Source organism: Streptantibioticus rubrisoli, assembly GCF_024436055.1.
Taxonomy (GTDB): Bacteria; Actinomycetota; Actinomycetes; order Streptomycetales; family Streptomycetaceae; genus Streptantibioticus_A; species Streptantibioticus_A rubrisoli.
Genome location: NZ_JANFNH010000003.1, coordinates 37,493 through 61,201, shown reverse-complemented (window position 1 = coordinate 61,201; position 23,709 = coordinate 37,493). Strand labels below are relative to the sequence as shown.

The following is a 23,709-nucleotide window of genomic DNA, read 5'->3' as shown; positions in this document are numbered from 1 at the left end:
CTGAGCGCAGCCCGGTGCACCCGTGTGGACCGACCCACCGTCCGGACGTGGACGGCGCCGCTCAGCCGTAGTGGTAACGGCTGGGCGGGAAGTAGTACCACCGAGGCGCACTGTCGAAGTACTTCACCAGCAGCGCCGGATGAGGCCTGAAGAACCCGATGATCCGCAGTTCCAGCCCATCGGTGGTGTCCGTGGGGTAGTTGACGTCCAAGAACGCGTCCACCTTGTTGTCCGAAGTCAGGATGACCGCGACCGGCCCACGGCGGCAGTTGCTCAACACTGCCGTCCGGTCGCTGGAGAGGGCCACCTTGATGGAGGGGCAGCCTGGGAAGCCGCCGCCCCCGAGCCGGTTGCGGCGCGCAGGGTGCCCCCCGGCGGTCGGGTGGACCGTGGCGGCGGTGGCGGCGTGCCGCGCGGGGACGGCCGCGGTGCCGGCGTGGGCCGCCGTGGGGGCGGCGAGGGCGATGACCGCTCCTACCAGCGGGGCGACGGCCCAGGTACGGGCGCTCATGGCGATGACCTCCTCGGACGGCGGACGCAGGCGCGTACCTGCCGAGCGCGGGAAGATCCGCGCCCTAGGCACGAGCTAAACGGAGTCCGCGCCACATCGCAGCTTGAGGCCGCCCTCCGAGCGGCCCCCGAGTCACCCGACCAGCGCAACCCCGGCCCGTTCACGCGGGCTACCGGGGCTGTCAACGGCACGTCAACGTCGCGTCAACGGCACGGTAGCGACCATCGGCCGCACCGCCCGCCCGAAGCAGGCCGATGATGGTCCGGCGCCAGCGGAGTCGTGCCGCCGCTGACGCTCGGCACGCCCGCAACGAAAGCTACGAGGATTTTCGGCCAACCTCCAACTCATTGGCGTGTAGCCCCAGTTGGAAGGGGTCGAAGAGGCGGCACGCGGAAATCGCGTTGGAGACCGTCCTGGCGCAGTTGCCCGGCATGGACTTCGCTCTCCCGACGGCACAACTCGTCTGGCGCACGGGGTTCATGAAGCCCATCCCCGAGTCTTTTCCGATCCGGCGGAACCCGGAGAACCAGAAGACACCGATCATCCGCTGTGCCACAGTACGAACAAACAATCGCAACTCTCGGACAAGGCCGTACCGGGCCGAAGCAGGGAAGAGAGCCACGGGAGTGGGACGCAGACAACGCCCCCTGGACCCGTCCAGAGGACCGGTGGTGGAGTTCGCGGCGGAGTTACGGGCGTTGCGCGAGGCGGCGGGGAACCCCACCTTCGCCGCCATGAGCCGCCGGGCCCACCGCTCCGCGTCGGTGCTGTCCGAGGCGGCCGGTGGAGTGGAGTTCCCGACCTGGGCGACCGTGGAGGCCTTCGTCCAGGCGTGCGGGCAGCACGAGACCGGCCCGTGGCGGGACCGCTGGGAGCGGACCCGGGACGCGCTCGCGGTGACCGCCCGAGACACCGCGGACGGCGACGCGCGACCGACGGCACCGCTGGGCGGCGAAGCCGGGCACGCGCCGCTCGTCGCCCAGCGCGGCCTCCCGGCTTCGGCCGATCAGCGGGTTCCGCCCACCGACGGCCGCTTACCGGACGTGCCCTGCACCCCGGTCCTCAGCCATCCCGTCACCCCGCACGGCGCCCTCCGCCTCACCCTGCCGGGGCCGCGTCGCAGGCGGGCGCCCGTACGCCTGAGAACCGTGGCGGCGTGGGCGCTGGGAGTGCTGACCGGCCTGGCGATCGGAGCGGCCCTGCGCGGGGCGCACGGTTCGGCTCCGGCCTCGATCCTGACCGCCACCCCGACTCCCGCACCGTCGCTCGTCATCGTGCCTCCGCCGTCGCCGCGCCCCTGGCCGTCAACCGGCTCCGGCTGCGCGGCCAGGACCCACTGGGTCTACCAGTTTCCGCAGGCGTACGCGGGCCAGGTCTACGTCCTGCTCGCCACCTCGTCCGGGCAGAGCGCCACCACGGGGGCCACCATCACCTGGGGCGCGTGGGCCTGGCACCGTTCCGTCGCCGTCGCTCCCGGCGCTCCGGCGCAGGGCGTCGGCGGAACGCTCCTGCTCTTCAACAAGCTCGACACGAGTCTGCGCGACCCCCTGGTCACCGTGGACACGGTGACTCCGGCCTGTGCGGTGTTCGGGACCGCCGGGGGCACGTCGGTCGCCCCGCTCACCACCGTCGACGCCAACCAGGGCTGGACCAGCGCCAGTTCGGCACCGCCCGTCACCCGGCGGTGAGCTGCTCTCCATGCCTCAACCCTCACAAGTCGAAGAGAGAGTTCGCGCTGCTGATCCCCGCTCGCCGCGTCCTCACCAGCCGCCAGCCTGGAGCCGCGCGCCGAACGCACCAACCGGGCGGCGGCGGTGCGTGCGAGCCTCATGCCCCCGACGCCTCGGACGTGGTCCGCGGGCGGGGCGCCGGGGCGGTCGGGGGTGTCGTCTCCTGGGTCCGGATCCGCGAGCGGTGCAGTACGAAGGTGGCCAGGAAGCCCAGTAGCAGGGCGAGCAGTACGCCGAGGTTCGCACCCGCCCAGCGGCCCGTGGTGTCGCCCAGTCCGAGTGGGCCGAGCAGGTATCCCTGCCAACTGAGCCAGTTGGCGGCGGAGTTGGTGACCAGTCCCCAGCCGAGGGCGGTAGCGGCCGCGATCGTCGCGAGCGGCAGCTAGGACACGTCACCGTAGCGGCCGGACGGACGGTACAGGTCCGCTTCCGCGTAGTCCCGGCGGCGCAGCGCGATGTCGGCGAGCATGATGCCGCACCAGGCGGCTATGGGCACGCCGAGGGTGGTCAGGAACCCCTCGAACTGCCCCAGGAAGTCGCCGGAGACGAAGACCAGATAGCAGGTGCCGAGCACCACGATCACCCCGTCGATCAGCGCGGCGACCGGACGCGGTACCCGCAGCCCGCCGGAGAGCAGAGCCAGGCCGGAGGAGTAGATGTTGAGCACCGCCCCGCCGACCAGTCCCAGCACGGCGACGACGGCGAACGGCACCAGGAACCACGTGGGCAGCAGCGTGGTCAGCGCGCCGATCGGATCGTCGGCGATGGACTTGTTGAGGTCCGGCGCGGAACCGGCCAGCAGCAGCCCGAAGACCAGCAGCACCAGTGGGGCCAGCGACGAACCGAAGGTGGTCCAGCCGACCACCGCCCGGCCGGAGGACGAGCGGGGCAGATAACGCGAGTAGTCCGCCGCCGCGTTGACCCAGCCCAGGCCGAACCCGGTCATCAGGAACACCAGCGCGCCGATGACCTGCTGCGCCGAGCCGGACGGCAGGTCGGACACCGCTTCCCAGTGGATGCGATCGGCGACCAGCACCACGTAGGCGACGGTGAGCACGGCGGTCACCACGGTGATCACCGTCTGGGTCCGCATGATCAGGTCGAATCCGCCGATCCCGGCGCCGACGGTGAGCACCGCCACCACGACCAGCGCGACCACCTTGGTGGTTTCGCCGCCGCCCCAGCCGAGCCGGGTGAAGACGGTCGCGGTGGCCAGCGTGGCGAGCGTGGTCAGCACCGTCTCCCAGCCGACGCTGAGCATCCAGGACAGCACGGACGGCACGCGGTTGCCGCGCACCCCGAACGCGGCCCGCCCCAGCACCATGGTCGGCGCCGAACCGCGCTTGCCCGCCACCGCTATGAACCCGCAGAGCAGGAAGGAGAAGACGATGCCGACCGCACCGGCGGCCAGCCCCTGCCAGAAGGAGATCCCGAAGCCCAGGGTGAACGACCCGTAACTGAGCCCGAGGATCGAGACGTTGGCGCCGAACCACGGCCAGAACAGCTGCCGCGGGCGGCCCTTGCGGTCGGCGTCCCCGATCACGTCGATGCCGTGTGCCTCCACGGTGACCGCTCGCACCGCGCCGTCCACCCGACCGCGCGTCCGCACGCCGTCGACGTCCGCCCTGTCGGCCATGGCACCCACCTGCCGTCCGGTATGTGATCCGCTGCACTTCTGGCCCTGATCGTGGCACGTCAAGTGCAGGTAATGCGCGGCAAGTTGGCGGTTCTCGGGGAGACGCGCACCACACGAGCCTGGCGGGGACACGCGTAGGGTCACTGTAGGGATTCCCCCAATGTCCTGGATCCGCCGCGCTGCCAGTCTGGTTGCCGGTCGTCACCCCACCGGTTCGGCGGTGACGCCCCAGTGCCCCGGGTGTCCGCCCGGACGCCCGGTCGTCCCTCAGGACTTCAGGACGGAGATCCCATGAAGAAGATCGCGATCCGCAAGCCCGGTGCCGTGCGGCTGACCGCCGCGGCCCACGCACTGTACGGCTGCACCTGCGTCGCCTACGCCTGACGCTCGTCGGCGCACGAGGTGTTGTCCCGTGGATCCGGCCCTGCCCGGGCCGGATCCGCTTTCCCGGCCCTTTCCGGGCCTCCTGGCCGACGACCTGGAGCATCCCAGCCGTGTCCGCAGTGATCCCCGGTAACGAAAGCACCGGCGCGCAGGCCGGGCGACCGATCGCCCTGCACCCGCTGACCTATCTGGACCAGGGCGATGAGGTCACCGTCGGGCGCGTCGACATCGACTCGTACGCGGTACTGCCCGCCGACGGAGCCGCACTGCTGCGCCGGTTGGAGGCGGGCGCGGCGCCCGAGGTTGCGGCCGCGTGGTACCAGGAGACGTACGGCGAGACGGTCGACATGGAGGACTTCATCGCCGCCTTACGGGAGTTGGACTTCGTCCGCGAGACGGACGAGCCCGCGGCGGCGGTGGTCCCGGTGCGCTGGCGGAGGTTGGGCCGGGCCGTCTTCTCCCCGGTCTCGGCGGTGTGCTTCCTCGCGCTGCTGACGTGCTGCGGGATCGCCATGGCGCGCTCCCCGGTCCTGCTCCCCCGGTACCACAACCTGTTCTTCACGCACTACATGACCGTTCTCGAACTGACCATGTTCATCGGACAGTTCCCGCTGATCCTGCTCCACGAGTCCGCCCACGCGCTGGCGGGGCGCCGACTCGGGCTGCGTTCCAGCCTGTCCATCGGCAGGCGCCTGTACTACATGGTGTTCCTCACCACCATGGACGGCCTGGTCGCGGTGGAGCGGCGCAAGAGGTTCGTCCCCATGCTGGCCGGGATCTTCGCGGACCTCGGTGTCCTCGCGGTCCTGACGCTGTTCGCCGCGGCCACGCTGCGCCCGGACGGCCAACCGTCACTGGCGGGCGCGATCGCCCTCGCCTTCGCCTACATGACGCTGCTGCGGCTGCTGTGGCAGTTCTTCTTCTACCTGCAGACGGACCTGTACTACGTGGTCGTCACCGTGCTGGACTGCGTGGACCTGCAGACCACCGCCCGCCGCGTGCTGCGCAACCGGCTCAACCGCCTGCTGGGCAGGCGGCACGCCCTGCTCGACGAGTCGCGGTGGCACCCCCGGGACCGGGCCGTGGCCCGCTGGTACTCCTGGCTGCTGCTGCTCGGCTGGACCGTGTCGATCGGCACCCTGCTGCTGGGCGTGCTGCCCGTCGCCTGGCGCATCCTGTCGACGGTGGCCGAACGGCTGCTCCACGGACCAGCCGGACAGAGCGCCGCGGGCCTCGCGGACAGCGTCGGCTTCCTCGCCATCAACCTCGCCCAACTCGCGGTGATCGGCTACGTGGTGGCGCGCGACCGGCGGCAACGCGGCCCAGAACTCAAGCACGTGCTGTCCTGACCGGAGGATCCCGATGCCCCTGACCCCCTGTCGCCATCACTGGATCGAAGCCTCAAGCCGCCAACTTGCCCAGGTCACCGCGGGGTTGGAGCTGCCCGAGCCGCTCCTCCCGGTGGTGGACGCCCACCGGCGACTGCGCGGACCCTACACGGCCGCGGGCACGCTGATGCGCGCGCTCGTCCCCGGCGCGCTGGCCGCCGTGCCCAAGCTGGTCGAGGCCCATACGATCGAAATCCTCACGGTGGCACCCGAGTTGCGCACCCTGGTGCCGTCCAGCCACGAGACGCTGACCTCGCTCGCCGTGCCGGAGGAGCGGACCCGCTTCTACTCCAGGTTGCGCACCCTGCGGCTGGCCCATGGACTCACCGAGTTCCTCAGGGACTTCGTGCGGCACACCGCGACCGGGCCGCGCTCGCTGACCTTCGACAACGTCCACGCGGCCGACCAGACCGACCGGGAGCTGCTGTCCGTACTACTGCGCCGCCTGGATCCGGAGTTGGTCACGCTGGTGGTCGGCACCGGTACCGACGAGCCGGACAGCGCGCGGAACCCGGCAGGCGGCGAGGATCCGCTGGCCGCCGCGGTGGGCCGGTACGCCCGCCGGGCCGACGTACCGCGGAGTGACACGCCGCCGGTCGCGGCCCCCTCGCGTCAACTCGCCGAGCGGTACGTCGAATCCGACTGCACCGACGACGCCCCGGGAGCAAGGGCCGCCTACGCCGCGCTGTCCTCCGGGGCGCGGGCCGCGCTCCACGACCGCAGGGCCGACCGGCTGGCGGCCACGGGCGAGCAGAGCCTGCGGCTGGGCGCCATCCCGTACCACCGGGAACACGGTTCGGACCCGTCGGGGGCCGGTGCGCGGGCGCTGCGCGAGGCGTTGGACTACTGCATCGACATGGGGTTCTACGAGGCGACCGTCGACTTCGGGCGGCGCGGCAGGGCGGTGGTCGACTGGCGGCGGGACACCGAGATGTGGTGGGCGTTCACCACCAAGATGACCACCTCACTGGCGGCGCTGGCCCGCCCGGAGGAGGCCGAGGCGCTGTACGACGAGGTCCGTACCGTATCCACCGACCCGGCCGTCCACCTCCAGGCCGCCTACGCGACGGCGATGCTCTACACCCGCCACTTCCCCGACGAGCGACGCGACCACCGAAAAGCGCTTGCCTGGATCAACGAGTCGATCGCGATATCCGCGCTGCTGCCCGACGCCAAGCAGCGGGCGTTCCACACCGTCTTCCACCAGAACGGGTTGGCGCTGATCGAGAACCATCTGGGCCGCCCCGACGAGGCGTTGCGCCTGGTGGACGAGGGACTGGCCCGGCTCGACCGCGAGTTGGAGCCCGGCGAGCACCGGCTGCACCGCTCGGTGCTGCGGTACAACCGGGCCCAGGTGTACATGGCGACAGGCCGGTACGAACAGGCGCTGGCGGACTACACGGCGGTGATCGAGGAGGATCCGAACTACCCGGAGTACCACTTCGACCGGGCGGGAGTGCTGCGCCGGTTGGGACGGGACGACGAGGCGCTGGCCGAATACGAGACCGCGATGCGGCTGAGCCCGCCGTTCCCTGAGCTGTACTGCAACCGCGCGGACCTCCTCGCGGCCAGGGGCGACATCGACGGCGCGCTGGCGGACTTCCGCTATGTGCTGGAGATCGATCCCGAGTACGTGGACGCGCACGTCAATCTCGCGGGGCTGCTCGTCGAGTCGGGCCGTGCGGCGGAGGCGGCGGAGGTCGTGGCGGCCGGTCTGTCCGTGCGGCCCACCCATCCGCATCTGCTGTGCCTGCTGGGCCGGTTGGAGTCGGACGCGGGACGGTACGACACCGCCCGCACCGCCCTGGACACCGCGGTCGAGGCCGATCCCGAGTGCGCGCAGGCGTGGGCCACCCGCGCGGTGCTCGCGTTCGAGACCGGGGACCTGGCCGGGGCGGTCGACGACTTCAGCCGGTCGTTGGAGATCGCCGAGGACGCCGTGGTCCTCCTCAACCGGGGAAGCGTCCACCAGGAACTGAACCGGTGGCACCGCGCGATCGCCGACTTCGACCGCGCGGTGGCGCTCGACCCCGAGGAGCCGGACGGCTGGCTGCGGCGCGGAACGTGCCGCCTGCGGGTGGGTGATCTGCCGGGGGCGCGGCTGGACTTCGAGCGCTTCGTCACCCTGGCACCTGACCGCTCGGCCGAGGTGTCACCGGTGGCGTCCGCCGCGGACCGGGGCTGACCGCGGCCGGGCGTGTTCCCCAGGCGTTGACCGCCGGGGTCGCGTCCGGTTCCGCGCGGTGCCAGCGGGTAGGGGTCGGGTGGCCGGTCGTCGGGGGGAGCGATGGTGCACGGGGAGTCCGACGGGGAAAGACGGGCCGAGCGGCCCGGCGCGTTGCTCGGGCGCGAGGGCGAGTTGTGCCGGGCCGGTGAGGTGCTGCGGGCGCTGGAGGGGGGCGCCACACCGTTCGTCGAAGTCACCGGTGAGCCAGGAGTCGGCAAGTCCCGTCTGCTGGAGGAGATCGCGGCCCGTGCCGAGCGGGCGGGGGCCGCGGTGCTACGGCTCGGCGCCGGGGCGCGGGACGATGCGGCGGTCGCCGAAGTGCCCGTCAGGACGCGGTCCGGTCGTCCGGTGCTGCTCGTCCTTGACGATCTGCACCGGGCCGAGCCGGTCGTGCTCGACGCGGTGCGCCGAGCGCGGCCCGCCGTGCTGTGCGCCTACCGCAGCCGCCAGGCGCCCGCGGCGCTGTCCCGGTTGCTGTGCGGCCTGCCCGCCGACCGGCACCGGGTGCGGATCGCGGTGGGGCCGCTGACCGCCGACGAGGCACGGCGGCTGGCGGGTACGGGGCTCGGCGCGCGGGCGGCGGCCTGGTGCGCGGCGGTCGGGCAGGGGATTCCGCGCTACGTCGAATGGCTGGCGCGCTGCCCGCGGCTGCCGGGCCCGGCGGAGGTCCGCGCCGACATCGACCTTCTGGAACTGCTGCCACTGCCCGCCGAACCGGTGTCGGACGCCGAGTTCGACGGCCTTGACGACATCTGCCGACGGGTGGCGGAGGCGGCCGCGGTGATCGGAGAACCGTTTCGGCCCGATCTGGCGGCCGCTGTCGCCGGGATGACGGCACCCACGCTGTTCGCCGCCGTGGACGAGTTGGCCCGGCGCGACCTCATCCGCGCGGACCCCGGTGACGGCGGCCTGTTCCGGTTCCGCCATCCGCTGCTGCGCGCCCGGCTGTACCAGCGCATGGCACCCGAGCGCCGACTGGCCGCCCACCGGTGCGCGGTACGTCACCTGGGCGGCGCGGACGACGTGCTCGTCCGCGCCCGGCACCTGTCCCGCTGCGCGCGGGCCGGAGAGCCGGGCGCGGTGGCCGCGTTCGAGGCGGCCGCGGTCACCGCGCTGGCCTGGTCTCCGGCGACCGCCGGGTACTGGGCCGCCGAAGGGCTGCGCCGGGTGCCACCGAGCGCGGCGGGCGAGCGGGACCGGCGACGGCTGCTGGTGCTGCTGGCCAGGGCCCTGGGCGGGGACGGGCGGTTGTCCGAGGCACGCTCGGTACTCGACGGACTGCTCACCGCGCCGCCGAGCGGCGACAGCGGCGGCGCCGCGCGGCCCACGGGCGGGACGGCGGCGCAGTACGCGGCGCTGACCCAACTGGCCGCCGGCTACGCGCAGTTGCAGGGCGGCCACGGGGACGCGGCCACGCTGCTGGAAACCGCCCTGGAGCGGCTCGGGCCCGACGGCGCGCAGGCAGCGGCGTTGTCCGTCCAGGCCGGGTGTGCCGCGCTCCTGGCGGGGCAGCCCGGTGCCGCCCGCCAGTACCTGCGGCGCGCCGGGGCCACGGCGGACCACGCGCCGGGACCACGGGTGCGCCGACGCGCGCTGGACGCGGCGGTGTGCGCGCACGACGGCGACACGGCCAGCGCCCGCGGCCAACTGCGGGTAGCGGTGGCCGAGTTGGACGCGCTGCCCGATCCGGGACTGGCGGCACTGCTGGATTCGGTCATCCTCACGGCGTGGAGCGAGTGGCTTGTCGGCACACCCGGTGAGGCGCTTCGCCATGGTGACCGGGCGGTGGGCGTGGCGCGGCGCACCGGTCAACGGCAGTTGCTGCCGGGCGCGTTGCTGATCCGCGGGCTGGCACTGTACGAACTGGGCTGCCTTGACGCGGCCATCGAGTGCTACCGGGAGTCCGCCGAGATCGCGCGGTGCGAACAGGCCCCGGAGCAGACCGCGGTGGCGCTGGCGCTGCTGTGCTGTGCCGAGTCGTGGCAGGGCACGGTGCCGCCAACCGGTGCCCTGGCGGACGAGGCCTGCCGCCGCCTGCGCGCGCTGCCCCGCACGGTGGCGACGGTCGCCGCGAGCGGCCAGCTCTGGGCGGCCGGGTTGTGGAGCGCGCCGGGAGCGGGCCCCGGCGATCCGGAGTCCTTCGTCGCCGTGGCGGGCGGCCCCCGGTTGCGGTGGTTGGCACGATGCAGCCATCCGCGGTGGCTGCGGGAGCTCGCCGAGGCCGAGGCGCGGCGCGGACGCACCCAACGGGCCGACCAGTGGCTCAAGCGGGCCGACTCGGTGGCGGCCGCGTTGGGTTCGCCGGTGCAGTCCGCCCATGTCGACGCCGGGCGGGCCGTGCTCGCGCTGGTCTCGGGGAGGCCCGGTGAGGCGGTGGGTGCGGCGCGGGCGGCGGCCAGCGCGTTCAGCGAGGCGGGCATGGCGCTGGAGGAGGGCCGCGCGCTGCTGGTGCTGGCCCGCGCACTGGCCGGTGTCTGCCAGTGGACCCAGTTGCAGACGGTACTCGGCCGGGTCCGGGCGATCGCCGCCGACTGCGGGGCGGGTCGGCTGCGCGAGTTGGCGGTCGCCGAGCAGCGCCGGTCGATGTCGGTGGCCGGACGGGTGCGCGAGGGCTCACCGGCCGGAGTACCGCCCGCCGCACGGCCGGTGCCGCCGTCCGGCCTGACCCGGCGGGAGTCACAGATCGCCGATCTGGTGGCCCGTGGCCTGGCCAACGGCCAGGTCGCCGCCCGGCTCGGCATCACCGCGAAGACGGTGGAGGCCCATCTGACCCGGATCTACCGGAAGCTGGGCGTCACCTGCCGGTCGTCCTTGGTCCGCGCGCTCTGCGCCGAGCCCTCGGCGCTCGTCGCGGATGGCGCGGTCCAGACGGGCTCGCTGGCCGGATCCGGCCGCTCGTACGGGAGCATCGCCGCGAGTTCAGCGCGGGTGGCCACGCCGAGTTTGCGGTAGGCCCGGGTCAGATGCGCCTCGACGGCCTTCACGGTGACATGCAGGCGGTCGGCGGCCTCGCCGTTGGTCAGGCCGTCCTGTACCAGGACGACGACCTCCCGCTCACGCGGCGTCAGCGCGGCGGGTCTGGTGGCAGCGGCCGGACGCCCAGCGCGGCGCGGCTCTGCGGCGCCGGTCGCGGGCGATCGCCCGGTGCGATGTCCGGCGGCGTGCGCGGCGTCCGGCGGCGGTGCCGCCAACTGCCCGCTGTGGTAGGCCGCCTGATCGCGCAACCAGTGGGCGCCGCAGGACCGCCCTATCGACCAGGCTTTGGCCAACTCGGCCTGGGCGGCCTCCGGTTGGCCGACTGCCCGGCGGCCCGCCGCCACCAGCAGTCGGCAACGGCCTTCGTCCAGTGGCTGGCCGCTGCGCCGGAACGTCGCCGCGGCCCGCAGGGCGGTGGACGCGGCTTGCGCGGGGTAACCCCCGACCAGCTGCGCGTGCGCCATCGCGGCCAGCACATGGGCCCGCTGCGCGGGCAGCCGCGCGGCGGCGGGCTCGCACAGGGCCGAGTCCAGCAGCGCGGTCGCCACCGCCGCGCGCCCGCACAGCAGTTCACCTTCGGCCAGCGCCGCCAACCACATCGGGCGGGTGCACACGTCCACCCGCGGCAGCCCCTGCCCTCCCCCGGTCCGCAGCAGGATCCGGATGGCGTCCTCTCCGTCGCCCTCCAACAGCCGGACCCGCGCCAGGATGCGCCACGCCACCTCGTCCCACCAGTTGCGCCCGGACCGCCCGCCCAGCCGGGTGGCGCTCAGCGCGATCGGCGCCGCCGCGGCCGGGCCGCTGCGCCATATCCGCGCAGCGGCCCGCATGGCGAGGGTGAGGGCCAGCATGGTGTCGCTGCGCAGCAGCCGGGACCGTTCCTCCGCCTCGTCGCAGGCCCGTAACGCGTCCGGCACGTCGCCCTCGCGCAGCAGGGCGAGGCTCTGCCCGATCAGCAGATAGGTCGACAGATGGCTCTGCCCGGTCCGTTCCGCCGCCTTCACGCCGCGCGCGAAATGGACGTTGGCCCGGCCGGGGTTCTCCAACAGCACCTGCGCCCAGCCCAGTTGGCCGAGGCAGTCCAGCAGCGGCGCCACCTCCTCGTCGCTCATCCCGGCCAGCAGCCGACCCGCGCTGGCCGCGGACGCCAGGGCCCACGGGATGCTGCCGCGGCAGGCCTCGACCAACGCACGCGTGCCCAGGCACAGCGCCCGGGTCGCGGCCGCCTGGCCGTCCCGGCAGCGGCGCACCGCCTCCCTCGCGTGGCCGAGAGCCTGCGGGTCGCACGCCAGTACCTCGCAGGCGGCCCGCAGGGCGAGCGAGGCCGCCGCGTCCGGACTGGACGCGCGCGACGGGGCGTCCAGTACGGCAGCCCCCTCCTGGTACCGGCCCTGGACGCGGTTGACCAGGGACAGCAGCCGTACCGTGCGGAGGCGGTGCTCGCCTTCCGCGGGCAGGGCGGCCATCAGGCCGTGCAGGATCTCCCGGCCGCGGTCCAGATCACCGGCCGCGGCGCACGCGTGTGCCAGCAGCAGGGACAGCTCCCCGCGCTCGGCGGTGTCGCCGGCCGGCAGCACGGTGAGCGCCCGGCCCAGCCAGTGGGCGGCGGAGGCGGGCACGCTGGTGAGCACCGAGCGGGCGGCGCGGACCAGCACCTGGGCGGCCGGCCGGTCGCCGGGTCGGGCGAAGCGGGCGACGTGCGGGGCCAGCACGGTCGGCGGTGCCCCGCGCTCGGACAATGCGGCGGCGGCGCGCATGTGGGCGGCCAACAGCCAGCCGGGGCCCGCGTGTTGGTAGACGGTGCTGCGCAGCACCGGGTGCCGGAAGCGCAGCAGCCCCGGGCCGGTCGGTTCCGGACGCACCAGGTCGCGTCGGCGCAGCCGGGCCAGCGCGGCGGGGGCGTCGGTGACCTCGTCGCGGGCCAGGCAGACCACGAACTCCGGGTCGAAGGGGTCTCCGGCGACCGCGGCGGTGCGCAGCACGGCGGTCTCCTCGGGCTCCAGCGACTGGATCTCCGCGAGCAGTACCTGGGAGACCGCGAGGGTCACGTCCCCGCTCCGATCCCGCCCTTCGGTGAAGGAGGTGTCCGCGCTGGCACCGACCGCGACGAGGGCCTGCGCGTACAGCGGGTTGCCCTCGCTCCTGGCGTGCAGCCCGGGCGGGCAGGCCACGCCCGCCGCCTCCACCAGGGTGCGGATCTCGTCCGCTGACAGCGCCTGCAGCGGCATCCGTTCGCGATGGAACTCGGGGGCGGTTTCGGCGAGGGCGGTGACGAGGCGCTCGTCCGCCTGCTGCGGCCGGTAGGCCACGGCCAGCAACAGGGGGGTGCCGGACCGGCCGCGCAGCACGTACCGCAGGAGCTCCAGCGATCCGTTGTCGGCCCAGTGCAGGTCGTCGAGGACGACGACCAGGGGCGACCCGGCGGCGGCCTGGGCCAGTCGGCGCGCCATCAGACGGTGCACGCGGACGCGCTCAAGTCCCGGGAGGGTCACGGGGGTTGGCCCTGCGCCGCCGTCGGTGGGCTCCGCCGCGGTCGGGCTGGCGGCGGGGAGCCCGGGCGGGGCGCCGTCGGGGTGTGCGGGGTTGACGGAGACGTCGATGGCTCCGGCGAACGCCGAGAAGGGGGTCTGCCGTTCGTATTCGGCGCACCGCCCGGCGAGCACGGTGGCATCGGCGGCGTCCGCCAACTTGACCAGTTCGTCCAGGAGCCGGGTCTTGCCGATGCCCGGTTCGCCGGTGATCTCCACCAGGACGGAGGCTCCGGCGCCCAGTCGGCCCACCGCCTCCGCCAACCGCCGCCCCTCCTGGCGGCGCCCGACGAGCCCACCGCCCGCCCCGTTGCGTCTTCGGCCGGTCACCGCGGCCACCGACCGGATCTATTGATCATGTTCATGACCGGGAGGTTAACCGCCCTCCGCCGCGAACACACCTGCCGCCGCAGGCGGTTGCCCGCATGTCACGCATCTGCTCGGCCAGAACAGCGGCCCCGGCTCCCGACCGGATCGTACGGCCGCTACGACAGGCGTCCCACGCCAGCGGAGACCGCCCAGGCGTGCTGGCACCTGGCGACGGGCTGGCGGATGGCGATGAGCGCCGGGCGCCTGCCGCCTCGCCGCCCACCGGGCGAACCTGTCCGGCTCGCGTCACCTGCGCAGGACGGCGGGCTCGTGGCGGCGCAGCAGCTTGCGCACCAGGCCACCGAGCACCACCGCGAGGGCGATCAGCATGCCGATGTCGAGCCCCCACGCCCCGGCGGAGTGCCGGAACAGCGGGTCCGCCGTCGTGACCCCCGGCACGATCCGGTGCAGGTCGACGGTCGCGGCCATGGCGCCCAGCGCCCAGCGCGCGGGGACCAGCCAGGACAGCTGCTGCAGTCCCGGAACCCCGTTCAGCTTGAGCAGTGCCCCGCAGAAGACGACCTGCACGAGGGCGACCAGGACGAGGAGGGGCATGGTGACCTCCTCCTTGCGCACCAGCGCGGAGACCAGCAGGCCGAGCATCATGGCGGTGAACGACAGCAGGGCGACCGCCACCGTGATCTCGGCAAGGGGCGGCAAGCCGACCGCACCACCGCCCTTGACGCCCAGATCGACACCGGCGAGGGCGACCATGGTGAGCACCACCGCCTGCACCACGGTGACCAGGCCCAGCACCACCACCTTGGAGACCAGGTACGCGGTTCTGGAGAGCCCCGCCCCCCGCTCCCGTTGGTAGATCGCCCGTTCCTTGACCAGCTCGCGTACCGCGTTCGCCGCGCCGGTCAGTACACCGCCGACGCACAGGATGAGCAGCGCGTTGACCGAGGTGGTCGGCGTCAGCCTGCTGCCCGCCAGGGCCCGGGTCATCGCGCCCATGATGAACGGCAGCACCACCATGACCACCAGGAAGGTCCGGTCGGCGCTGAGAACCGACGCGTAGCGGCGGACGAGGGTACGCAGCTGTCCCGGCCAGCCCTGCGGCTTCGGCAGCTTCCCGAGGCCAGCCGCCAGGGCACGGGCCGGGCGCCGCGACCGTTCCAGAGCGTCGGTGATGTACTTGCTGCGCAGGGCGGACGCCTGGTACCGGCCCGCCCAGTCGCGTTCGGTGTCGTTCTCGAACGCCTCGAACGCCTCGGGCCACTCCTTGAAGCCGAAGAACGGCAGCGCGGCCCGAGGCGGCCCGTAGTACGCGATCTTCCCGCCGGGGGCGAGCACGAGCAGCCGGTCGCAGACGTCGAGGCTGAGCACGCTGTGGGTGACGACGATGACCGTGTGGCCCTCGTCCGCGAGGCGGCGCAGCATGTTCATGACGGAGCGGTCCATCCCCGGGTCGAGGCCGGACGTCGGCTCGTCGAGGAAGAGCAGGGACGGCTTGGTCAGCAGTTCCAACGCCACACTGACCCGCTTGCGCTGTCCGCCGGAGAGGGTGTGCACCGGCTGGTCCGCCCGTGCCTGCAGTCCCAGCTCGCCGATCACCTCGTCGACCCGCGCCTGCCGCTCGGCCTTCGCGGTGTCCCCGGGGAAGCGCAGCTCGGCGGCATAGCTCAGGGCCCGGCGCACCGTGAGCTGGGAGTGCATGATGTCCTCCTGCGGGACCAGGCCGATGCGCTGGCGCAGCTCCGCGTAGTCCCGGTACATGTCCCGGCCGTCGTACAGCACCGTGCCCTGGTCCGCGGGGCGCAGCCCGGTCAGGGCGTTGAGCAGCGTCGACTTGCCCGCACCACTCGGTCCGACCACCGCCAGCAGGCACTTCTCACCCACCGGGAACGAGACGTGGTCCAGCAGGGTCCTGCGCCCGCCCTCCACCGAGACCGCCAGGTCCTCCGCGGTCAGCGACACCTCGCCGGTGTCCACGAACTCCTGGAGTTCGTCGCCCACCAGGCGGAAGTGCGAGTGGCCGATCCCGACGATGTCCCCGGTCCGAACGGCGCACCGCTGGACCGGCTGACCGTTGACGAACGTACCGTTGTGGCTGCCCAGGTCCACGATCTCGTGGCCGCCGTCCCGCAGCGCCCGCAGTTCCGCGTGGTACCGCGAGGCGAGCAGGTCATCGACGACGACGTCGTTGTCGGCGGCCCGGCCGATGTGAACGCTCCACAGCGGCAGGGGCCGTACCGAGGCGGGACGGCGGAACGACCCCGTGGGCCATGGTTCTTCCGCGGGCGGTGCCGGGGGCGGCGGGGGCGCCGTCCACGGCGGGGGCGCGGGCGAGCGCGGCACACCGGTGACCGTCGCCCATGATCCGTCCAGCGGGTCGCCGAAGCGCAGCACGGTCCCCGGCCGCAGTTGCGCCAACCGCGTGCGGCGGCCGTCGACGTACGTCCCGTGCGCGCTGCCCACGTCCTCCAGGGTCCAGTGGCCCTCGCCAGCACGGATCACCGCGTGGTGCCAGGAGACCCGGGGATCGGTGTAGACGATGTCGCAGGCCGGGTCGCGACCGATCGAGTAGGCCTTGCCCGACCGCATCACCTTCGAGTCGCCCCCGCTCTCCAGAAGCAACTCGGGGGCGGACGGTGCGAAGAGCCCCCTGCCCATGATCAACATGATACCGCCGTACATGCCGCACGACCTGCGAAGCCGTCCGGTGCCGGGCGCGGGGGGGGCGATGCGCCACGGCGCGGCGGCTCGGTCCACGAGGTCACGGCCCTGGCCGGTCGACGCCGGGACGGCCACCTCCGCATCGCCGCCGACCGCGGCTGGGCCGGATCGCGAAGGCATGGGGTGGTGCCTAGGGCGTGACAGGTCAGCGGGCCGGGTCGGTCACTTGGCCGAGGAAGAGGATCTGCCCGGATCGCAGGTCGCGGATCAGGAACAGGAACGCGCGGTCCGCGTGGAAGGCCGTGCTGCGCGACGGGGCGGCCGCCGTCGCGCCCATGGCGATGCCGCTGCCCGCGGCGGCGGTGGTGCCGTCCTCGTCCACCGCGATGTGCGCCTTCTGCACCACGGACCGCACCGCCAGCCCCTGGCCCGCATCGGCGGGGATGCCACCGAAGTCAGCGCCCGCGCCGAAGGCGGTGGCCATACCGAGTTGGGCCAGCGTCTGGTTGAGCGACTCCTGGGAGTCGAAGGTGAAGCGGGGCAGCGCCAGGTCGAGTTCGGTGTCGCGCAGGTTCCCGAGGAGCTGTGAAAGGCGCGCTGCCGTCAGCGACTTGGCGAACCGCGGGAAGCCGTCGCTCGCGGGCAGCAGCACGTCCATGGCCAAATGACCTCCGGCGTAGCGCAGTTCGGCGGCCTGCCAGCCGGGGCCCTGGGCATATCCGTAGCTGCCCTGGTGGCTCATCATCCGCGTCGTGGTGGTGGAGCCGTCGAGGCGGTGGAAGGGACCGTCGACGGTGGCGCCAGGGTCGAACGCGTGCTGCCATTTCGCCTTGAACGTCACCGTGTCCGTGAGCAGGAGCCGGGTGTCCGGGGTGATCGCATCGGATGGGAAGAGGTCCTTGATCTCGCCGTCGGTCTGCCGCCGCACCAGGTCGTTGACGGCCCTGCGGGAGCCCTCCGGATCGGACCGGAAGTCGACGGCGTGTACGCCGGTGCCGAAGGAGGCGGCCAGCTTCTCAAGGTAGGACCGCCGCAGGCCGAACCCCTTCTGCGTCCAGACCGCGTCACCCTCGCGCAGATGGGTCCGGTCGGCGTCGGCCCGCGCCTGTTCGTCCCGGCCGAGGGCGCCCAGCGCGGCCGCGAACCGGTCAGGCGGCAGCGCACTGTGCAGCACCGAGGAGATCTCCGTGGCAGTGCGGCCGCGGGCCCCGGGCAGCAGCATGCCCAGCGCGTTCGCCATGCTCGACGGTGAGATGACCAGGTTGCCAGCGGCGCTCCCGCCCGCCAACGAGTGGTACAGATCAACTCCGAGCGCCGTCGTACCGGTTGCCGCGGCCTGCCGGTCAGCGTCGGGGACCACGGGCCGCGAGGCGGGTGCGGCGACCCTGACCAGGGTCGGATCCGTGTCCTGCGCGGCACAACCGACCGCCGTCAGCAGTGCGGTGACCGCGGCGACGCATCCGTACAGCGCCCGTCCACCGCGCGTACTCACCTTGTTCATGGCTCTCCCCGTATCGCGGTCGGGCTGTCCGCGCCGTGATCTTCGACGGTGCGCAAGGGTGATCGGTTCCACCGCCCGCCGTTGTCAGACCCTGCGTGCAGACTGTCCCAACTGCTCGGTGAAACACCAAGCGTTGAGGGGAGCACCATGCGCACCGTGCTGGACGGAGAAGTGCACGTCCATTACCACCAGCTCTATGTGGAGAGCGACATGGACGACGAGGTGTACGGGATGCGGGACGCCGCGGGGGGCCAGGCCAACGGGCTCTGCGGTGCCGCCATCCCCGGGTTTCTCCATCTGATCACCGGGCTGCACACCGGCAACGTCGGCTTCACCGTCGAAGTGCACGACGAGGAGCCGCCGTTGGACGGCACCTGGCAGGAGGTGGTCGAGGTGTCCTTCACTCCGGCGTCGGAGGAAACCCTCCTCGTCGAGTGGGGCGGCGGCGAGTGCTGGCCGATGGACCTGGCGCCCGTTCCCCACCGGGTGCGGTACTGCGCGACGGGCATGGACGAGGCGAACGCCGCCGACACCAGGATCGACCCGGAGCCGCAGTACGACCGGTACCTCCTCCAGTTCTGGCCCGCACCTCCCGCCGCGGACCGCGTGGTGAAGCAGACGAGCGAGATCGCCGCCTACTGGCACGGCGTCGCACGGGAGCTTCCCCCACCCCCCTCCCCCGAGGAACGGGCCGAGGCCAAACGCCGGGAGCGCCAGGCCGAGGAGGAGGCGGCCGAGCGGCAACGCCGGGAGAGGGAGCTGGAGTGGGAAAGAGAGGAGTGGGGCGGGCGGCTCCCCAGCGAGCGTCTGCGGCAGCTCGGCGGCAACGCGATGGGCATGGCGCGGCTCGACCGTGATCTGGTCGACGTGATCGCCGCCGCGACCGCGAACTCCCAGCGGACACTGGCCTGTTGGGCCGCAGGCCGCGCCTATGCCCTGGCTGGCCTGGCTGAGATCGACTGGATCGCCCCGGCGCTCCGCGCCGCCGAGCACGGCGAACCGCTGCCCGCTCCCTTCGATGACGCTGCCAACGGGTTCGAGCGGGTCTGGGACCGGCTCTGGAGCGATGAGCGCATACCCGATACGAGGGTGCCGTCGATCATCGGGGACACGGACGTTCCGGCCATGTCCCAGCAGGCCATGGCCGTGCCCGCGCTCTTCGCCGCCGTGGAGTCCGACCCCCTCCAGGCCGCGCTGGACGCCCTCTTCGCCGCGGCGGCCGCCTACGGGGCCGACCGTTTCCCGGACCTGCTCGCCGAGGCCCGGCGGACGTTCGCGGCGGCCCACGCCACGGCATCCCGCACGAGTACGAGCGTGCCGCCTGACGTTGCCGGATGAGACCTCTTCGCATGGTCAGCGGCTCCGACCGCGCGGCCACCGCCGCGCCCGCGGCGACGGGGAGTCGGGCACCACCCGCCAGTACCTCGGGAAGGTGACCGCCAGCGGCGCCAACGGTGTCGCCCAACTACCGCCGATTGCTGGCGCGTTGCGGGTTCAGCTCGGACGCGGAATGTACGCCAGTCCATGGGCGCCGGGTTCGCCGAGCTTGGCGATGTCCAACCGCCCCAAGGGGTGCAGGGTGTCCAGGTCAATGATGTGGACGGTGGAGGAGACGCCGCAGGCCACATAGCCGATCCGGCCGTCGGTCGAGGAGGTGACGGTCAGGGGGAAATGACCCACCTCCACCGCACCCAGGCGTTCGTGGCTGTCCGCGGAGAACACCGTGAGGCGTCCAGGTGCGTGCCGCCCGAGCCGGGAGGCCTGGTCGTGTTCCATGCGCACTTCGCCGACGAGCAACTTGCCGGTCGCGGTCAGGTGTACCGGGAAGACGACGTTCTCGGTGGGCAGGGTGTCGACCACGCGCGCCGTCCCGGCGTCGATCACGCGGATTCCGGTGAACGGCCGTTGGGCGCGGGTGGTCGAAAAGGAGCCGTAGGGGGCGGCGACGAAGGCGTGCGCGCCGTCGGCGGATACCGCCAGACCCTCGCTGCCCGGCACCTCGACCTTGGCGGTCAGGGCGCCTCGTTCGAGATCGACGACGGATATGAACGGTGCCTCCTTGTTGGTGGCGTAGCCCGTCGTGCCCGTCGGGTCGATGGCGAACCAGTGCGGACCGGGAGCGTCGGTGTCGATCCGTCCGAGCGGGCGCCGCGTCGCCGTGTCGATCACGACAACGCCACCCGGCCGGTCCTCGCGGGCTTCCACGCTGACGTACAGGCGCCCGCGTGCCGCGTCCAACGCCAGCCCGTGGGGCCCGTGTTCGGGGGCGATGTCGATCACCTCGACGATGCGGCGGCTGTCCGGGTCGATGACGGTCAGCTCGCTGCGCCGACCGCTGTTCGAGTGGTAGTAGCCCGAGCGATAGGTGGTCGTGCACCACAGCAGCCGTTGTGCCGGATCGAAACACAGCTCGTGCGGTTCCGCGAGAACCTCGATCGTCTCAAGATGTTGATCGGTGGCGGCGTCGAAGAACGTCACAGTGGGCCCGCTCTGGCTGACCACAGCCAGGACGTCGCCCTCTCGTCCGGAACGGACGGACTGCTGCATGGGATCACTTCTCCATCGCGTAGGAACGGCCGCGCGTTGGTGCGGCCACCTTCACTCTCGGCGCACGCGGATTCCGCAGCAATGCAAAAATGGGCACGCAATCATTGACTCTGGCGTAATGAGCCAGGTCAGGGGGATGGATGGATCTCAACCTGCTGCGCGCCCTGGACGCCCTGCTACAGGAGAACAGCGTCACGCGGGCCGCTGAGCGGCTCGGCACCTCACCCGCCGCGGCCAGTCGTACCCTCGCCCGGCTCCGCCGCGCAGTCGGCGATCCGCTGCTGGTGCGTGCCGGTCAGACGATGGTCCCCACCCCGCGTGCGCTGGAACTGCGGGACGAGGTGTCCGCGCTGCTGCGCGGCTGCGACCAACTCTTCCGCCCCGCAGCCGAGTTCGATCCCGTGGACCTGCACCGCACGTTCACCGTGCAGGCCACCGAACTGCTGCTGGCGGGCATCACCGGGCCGTTGATCGACCGCGTCCGTGCGCAGGCGCCCCACGTCGACATCGTCTTCCTCCCCGAGGCGGTCGAAGGCAGCCCGGCGCTACGTCAGGGCTGGGTGGACGTGGAACTGGGAGTGCTCGACCACCTGGACCCGGAGACCCGTACCGAACCACTCGTCCAGGTGTCGCTGCTCGGCGTAGCGCGCCGCGATCACCCGCTCTTCGACGGGCCGATCGACGCTCGCCGCTTCGCCGCCGCCGACCACATCGGAATTTCCAGACGGGGCAAACGCCACGGCCCCATCGACCGCGCGCTGGCCCAGCTGGGCCTGCGCCGACGCGTCGCAGTCGTCGTCCCCAGCCATACCAGTGCGATGATCCTGGCCCGGAACACCGACCTCATCGCCCTCACCCTGCCTGGCTGGCTCCCCGACACCACCGCGGCGCTGGGTCTGCGCACGTTCCCCATCCCGCTGGACCTGCCACCACTCGACCTCGGCATGGCCTGGCACCCCCGCAACTCCGCCGACCCCGCGCACCGCTGGTTCCGCGGTCACATCAGGTCCGCCGTGCCGTCGCACCTGTGAGTCGGCCGAGGTCAGTCGGCGCCGATGGGATCGCCTTGCAGGTGCCGGAGGAGCTCCGCGCGGTGCAGGTCGGCGACGGGGGCGAGCAGATCCGGGTGGCGCAGCAAGGCCGCCGCCCGGCGGTCACAGCCGTCGGGGTCGGTCAGCCGCCGGAAGTCGCAGGGCAGCCCGGCCAGGTGCTCGCATCCGGCGACCGCCGCCACCGCGTCCGTCGCCAGTGCTGGCGCGGTGAGCAGGCAGGCGGCCCAGCTGGCCACCACCTCGTCGACCCAGCTGCGCCAGCCGTACTCCGTCTCCTCGATCGCGGCTGTCTCGGCTCCGGTGAGCCAGTCCAGCCGGGCGGACCCGCCGGGACCCACGAAGGCGACCAGCGCCGCGTCGGCCGCTGTCGGGTAGCGCAGCCATGCGGCTACGGTGGCCGCCTGGCGGGCCTGGGCCTGGGCGAGAGCGGAGTCCAAGGCGCCGCCGGTCACCGGATAGGAGCGGACCAGCCACTGCGCCGTGGCGGCTATGACCGGCGAGAGGTCGGCAGACACAGTGCGGCCTCCTTTTCTCCGGCACGCCGCGATGCTGGGGCGTGCCGGGATACTGCGGATGGCCGCTAACCGTACACTTCGCCACGAATCTGGAAAATGAGGTGGGTCACGAGGGCTATGCGCCTGCGTCGCGCCCGGTACCCGGGAGGGCTGATCCGCTCCTGGCACTCGCCGCTGCGGCAGACGCGTCCCGGTCAGCCGTACCCGTGCCGGTCGGGTCTGGCCGCTACGCGTTTTCCGGCGGGCGGCGCATCGGACCCCATCGGCCTTCCTGGCGAGCCACTTCTTCCGCCGCTTCGGCGATGACCCGGTCGTCGATCCATGCGATGGGCCGGGCGTCGCGGACCAGGGGCTCGTTGTCCGGGCCACGCCCGACCTCCTCGCCGTGCAGGACCCACGGCCGCACGCCCGGCCCCTGCTCGCGGGGCAGATGGCTGTAGTCGTGGAGTCGGCGGGCCACCCACAGCCGCACCGAGTGGCCAGCCCACCAGGGTTCCAGGTCCAGGGCGTTCACCGACAGGCCCGGCAGCCGTACGCCGCTGAGGCCGTCGACGCTCTCCTCCTGCCGAACGTCGGCCCGCGGATCGTGGGACCACCGCACATACAGGCCCTGGCTCCGCTGGACCAGGTCCGCCACGTCATCGAGCGACATCAAAGTCGCCAACGGCTCGCCGCGGGCGGAACCCATCAGGCACCTGCCGGGTGCGTGTGCGGCCCGGCCCCGCCGTCGACGGCATGCCGGTCAGCGTGTCCGTTGGCGTTCAGGACTTGCCGCGGCCGGTGACGAAGTCGCGGACCCGATCCACCAGCCCGGCGCCCGGCGCCAGCAACTTGTTCGCGGGGGGCTTGTCCGGCGCCGCCGGGTGCGGACGGGTGGGGGCCATCTTCTTGGCGGTGCGGATCTTGTTCCCGAGGCTGTCGAGGGCCTCCTGCGAGCAGGTCGCCATCAGCTTCGGGAAGAGGTTGCCCTCCTCGTCCTGGACGTGGGAGGTCACCTCGGTCTTCAGGGCCAGGAAGAGCTGGTCGAACCGCGGGTCGTCGGCATCACGGCCCTCCAGTTCCTTCAGGGTCTCCTCGACCCTCGCGTGGTCGGCGATCTCCTTGTCGGCCAGGGCGTCGCCCCCGTTGATGTGCTCACGCACCGCGGGGTACAGGTACTCCTCCTCGGCCACCGAGTGCCGCACCAGCTCGATCGTCACCTCCTCCATCAGCCTCTTGCGGTCGGGATGACCGCTCGGCAGAGCGGTCATCCGTCCGAAGATCTGCTCCACCTCACGGTGGTCCGACGTCAGTTCCGCGATGATGTCCTTTTCCATGCCCGCCTCCGAATCGCATACCGAGGCAGCGACGCCCGCTGCGCCGCAAGCCACCTCACGGGTTCCCAGGCAACGCACTTCGTAACGTCAGGTCCGGTCAACGTCGCCCGGCTACGCGAAGTCGGCAAGCGAAGCGCGCCCCGCCCGCACCGGCCATGGGGCGAGCCAGCCGGGCGCGTCCGCTGGCAGGGTGTGCCTGGGCGTGCGCCGGTCACCGTCGGTGACGCACTGGATCGGCGGCGTCGATGGCCGCCGGGAACGCGCCGACGCGACGGTGGCCGCCTGTGCGCTGGCGACCGCCGCCGGGGCGCGTGCGTGGTACGTGTCCATGACGCCGGGGCGCGCGACGCGGTGGATCTGGCCGCGGCGCTGGCCCGCGCCACCGGCACTGAGCCAACGTCATCCCATCC

The 23,709-nt window shown here is 72.7% G+C and carries 14 protein-coding genes and 2 pseudogenes; 6 read left to right on the top strand and 10 right to left on the bottom strand.

The annotated features are described in order from the left end of the window. Positions 1-61: 61 nt before the first annotated feature. Entirely contained in the window at positions 62-511 is a 450-nt protein-coding gene (locus NON19_RS05215) for a hypothetical protein (protein ID WP_255925424.1), read from the bottom strand. 671 nt (positions 512-1,182) lie between these two features. Between NON19_RS05215 and NON19_RS05210 the strand changes: the two genes are divergently transcribed. Further along, the gene (locus NON19_RS05210) at positions 1,183-2,199 is read left to right on the top strand and encodes a helix-turn-helix domain-containing protein (RefSeq protein ID WP_255925423.1); all 1,017 of its coding nucleotides are present in this window, start codon (positions 1,183-1,185) and stop codon (positions 2,197-2,199) included. Between the two features lie 139 nt (positions 2,200-2,338). Here NON19_RS05210 and NON19_RS05205 read toward each other — a convergent pair. Continuing rightward, positions 2,339-3,877: pseudogene (locus NON19_RS05205) on the bottom strand (purine-cytosine permease family protein). 494 nt (positions 3,878-4,371) lie between these two features. Between NON19_RS05205 and NON19_RS05200 the strand changes: the two are divergent. From NON19_RS05200 to NON19_RS05190, 3 genes and pseudogenes are all read left to right on the top strand, one after another. Then, complete coding sequence (locus NON19_RS05200; protein WP_255925422.1) at positions 4,372-5,610, top strand: zinc metalloprotease; 1,239 nt, start codon at positions 4,372-4,374, stop codon at positions 5,608-5,610. A gap of 13 nt (positions 5,611-5,623) precedes the next feature. Then, positions 5,624-7,834: a tetratricopeptide repeat protein gene (locus NON19_RS05195; RefSeq protein WP_255925421.1), complete on the top strand. Its 2,211-nt coding sequence runs from the start codon at positions 5,624-5,626 to the stop codon at positions 7,832-7,834. A 102-nt stretch (positions 7,835-7,936) separates the two neighbouring features. Then, positions 7,937-10,636: pseudogene (locus NON19_RS05190) on the top strand (LuxR C-terminal-related transcriptional regulator); the annotation flags it as partial. A gap of 17 nt (positions 10,637-10,653) precedes the next feature. Here the strand turns inward: NON19_RS05190 and NON19_RS05185 are convergent. From NON19_RS05185 to NON19_RS05175, 3 genes are all read right to left on the bottom strand, one after another. Then, positions 10,654-13,710, bottom strand: a complete 3,057-nt coding sequence (locus tag NON19_RS05185) for a helix-turn-helix transcriptional regulator (RefSeq protein ID WP_308213651.1) — start codon at positions 13,708-13,710, stop codon at positions 10,654-10,656. Between the two features lie 285 nt (positions 13,711-13,995). Next, positions 13,996-16,365 (bottom strand): FHA domain-containing protein, encoded by a 2,370-nt coding sequence (locus NON19_RS05180; RefSeq protein WP_255925419.1) that lies wholly within the window; start codon positions 16,363-16,365, stop codon positions 13,996-13,998. Positions 16,366-16,573: 208 nt separating this feature from the next. Then, positions 16,574-17,869 (bottom strand): serpin family protein, encoded by a 1,296-nt coding sequence (locus NON19_RS05175; RefSeq protein WP_255925417.1) that lies wholly within the window; start codon positions 17,867-17,869, stop codon positions 16,574-16,576. 147 nt (positions 17,870-18,016) lie between these two features. On the opposite strand from NON19_RS05175, the gene NON19_RS05170 reads away from it, so the two are divergent. Beyond that, positions 18,017-19,207 (top strand): hypothetical protein, encoded by a 1,191-nt coding sequence (locus NON19_RS05170; protein ID WP_255925416.1) that lies wholly within the window; start codon positions 18,017-18,019, stop codon positions 19,205-19,207. Positions 19,208-19,363: 156 nt separating this feature from the next. On the opposite strand, the gene NON19_RS05165 is transcribed toward NON19_RS05170, so the two are convergent. Continuing rightward, on the bottom strand, positions 19,364-20,416 hold the full coding sequence (locus NON19_RS05165; RefSeq protein ID WP_255925415.1) for a YncE family protein: 1,053 nt from the start codon (positions 20,414-20,416) through the stop codon (positions 19,364-19,366). 140 nt (positions 20,417-20,556) lie between these two features. On the opposite strand from NON19_RS05165, the gene NON19_RS05160 reads away from it, so the two are divergent. After that, entirely contained in the window at positions 20,557-21,447 is an 891-nt protein-coding gene (locus tag NON19_RS05160) for a LysR family transcriptional regulator (RefSeq protein WP_255925414.1), read from the top strand. A gap of 11 nt (positions 21,448-21,458) precedes the next feature. Here the strand turns inward: NON19_RS05160 and NON19_RS05155 are convergent, their stop codons facing one another. The 4 genes from NON19_RS05155 to NON19_RS05140 all read right to left on the bottom strand — a co-directional run bounded on the left by NON19_RS05155 (position 21,459) and on the right by NON19_RS05140 (position 23,629). Then, positions 21,459-21,983 carry a hypothetical protein gene (locus NON19_RS05155; RefSeq protein WP_255925413.1) on the bottom strand — a complete coding sequence of 175 codons (525 nt, stop codon included), beginning with the start codon at positions 21,981-21,983 and terminating at the stop codon, positions 21,459-21,461. Positions 21,984-22,209: 226 nt separating this feature from the next. Then, complete coding sequence (locus NON19_RS05150; RefSeq protein ID WP_255925412.1) at positions 22,210-22,671, bottom strand: DUF6098 family protein; 462 nt, start codon at positions 22,669-22,671, stop codon at positions 22,210-22,212. 73 nt (positions 22,672-22,744) lie between these two features. After that, positions 22,745-23,299: a hemerythrin domain-containing protein gene (locus NON19_RS05145; RefSeq protein WP_255925411.1), complete on the bottom strand. Its 555-nt coding sequence runs from the start codon at positions 23,297-23,299 to the stop codon at positions 22,745-22,747. Positions 23,300-23,410: 111 nt separating this feature from the next. After that, positions 23,411-23,629, bottom strand: a complete 219-nt coding sequence (locus tag NON19_RS05140; protein WP_255925682.1) for a hypothetical protein — start codon at positions 23,627-23,629, stop codon at positions 23,411-23,413. Positions 23,630-23,709: the final 80 nt, after the last annotated feature.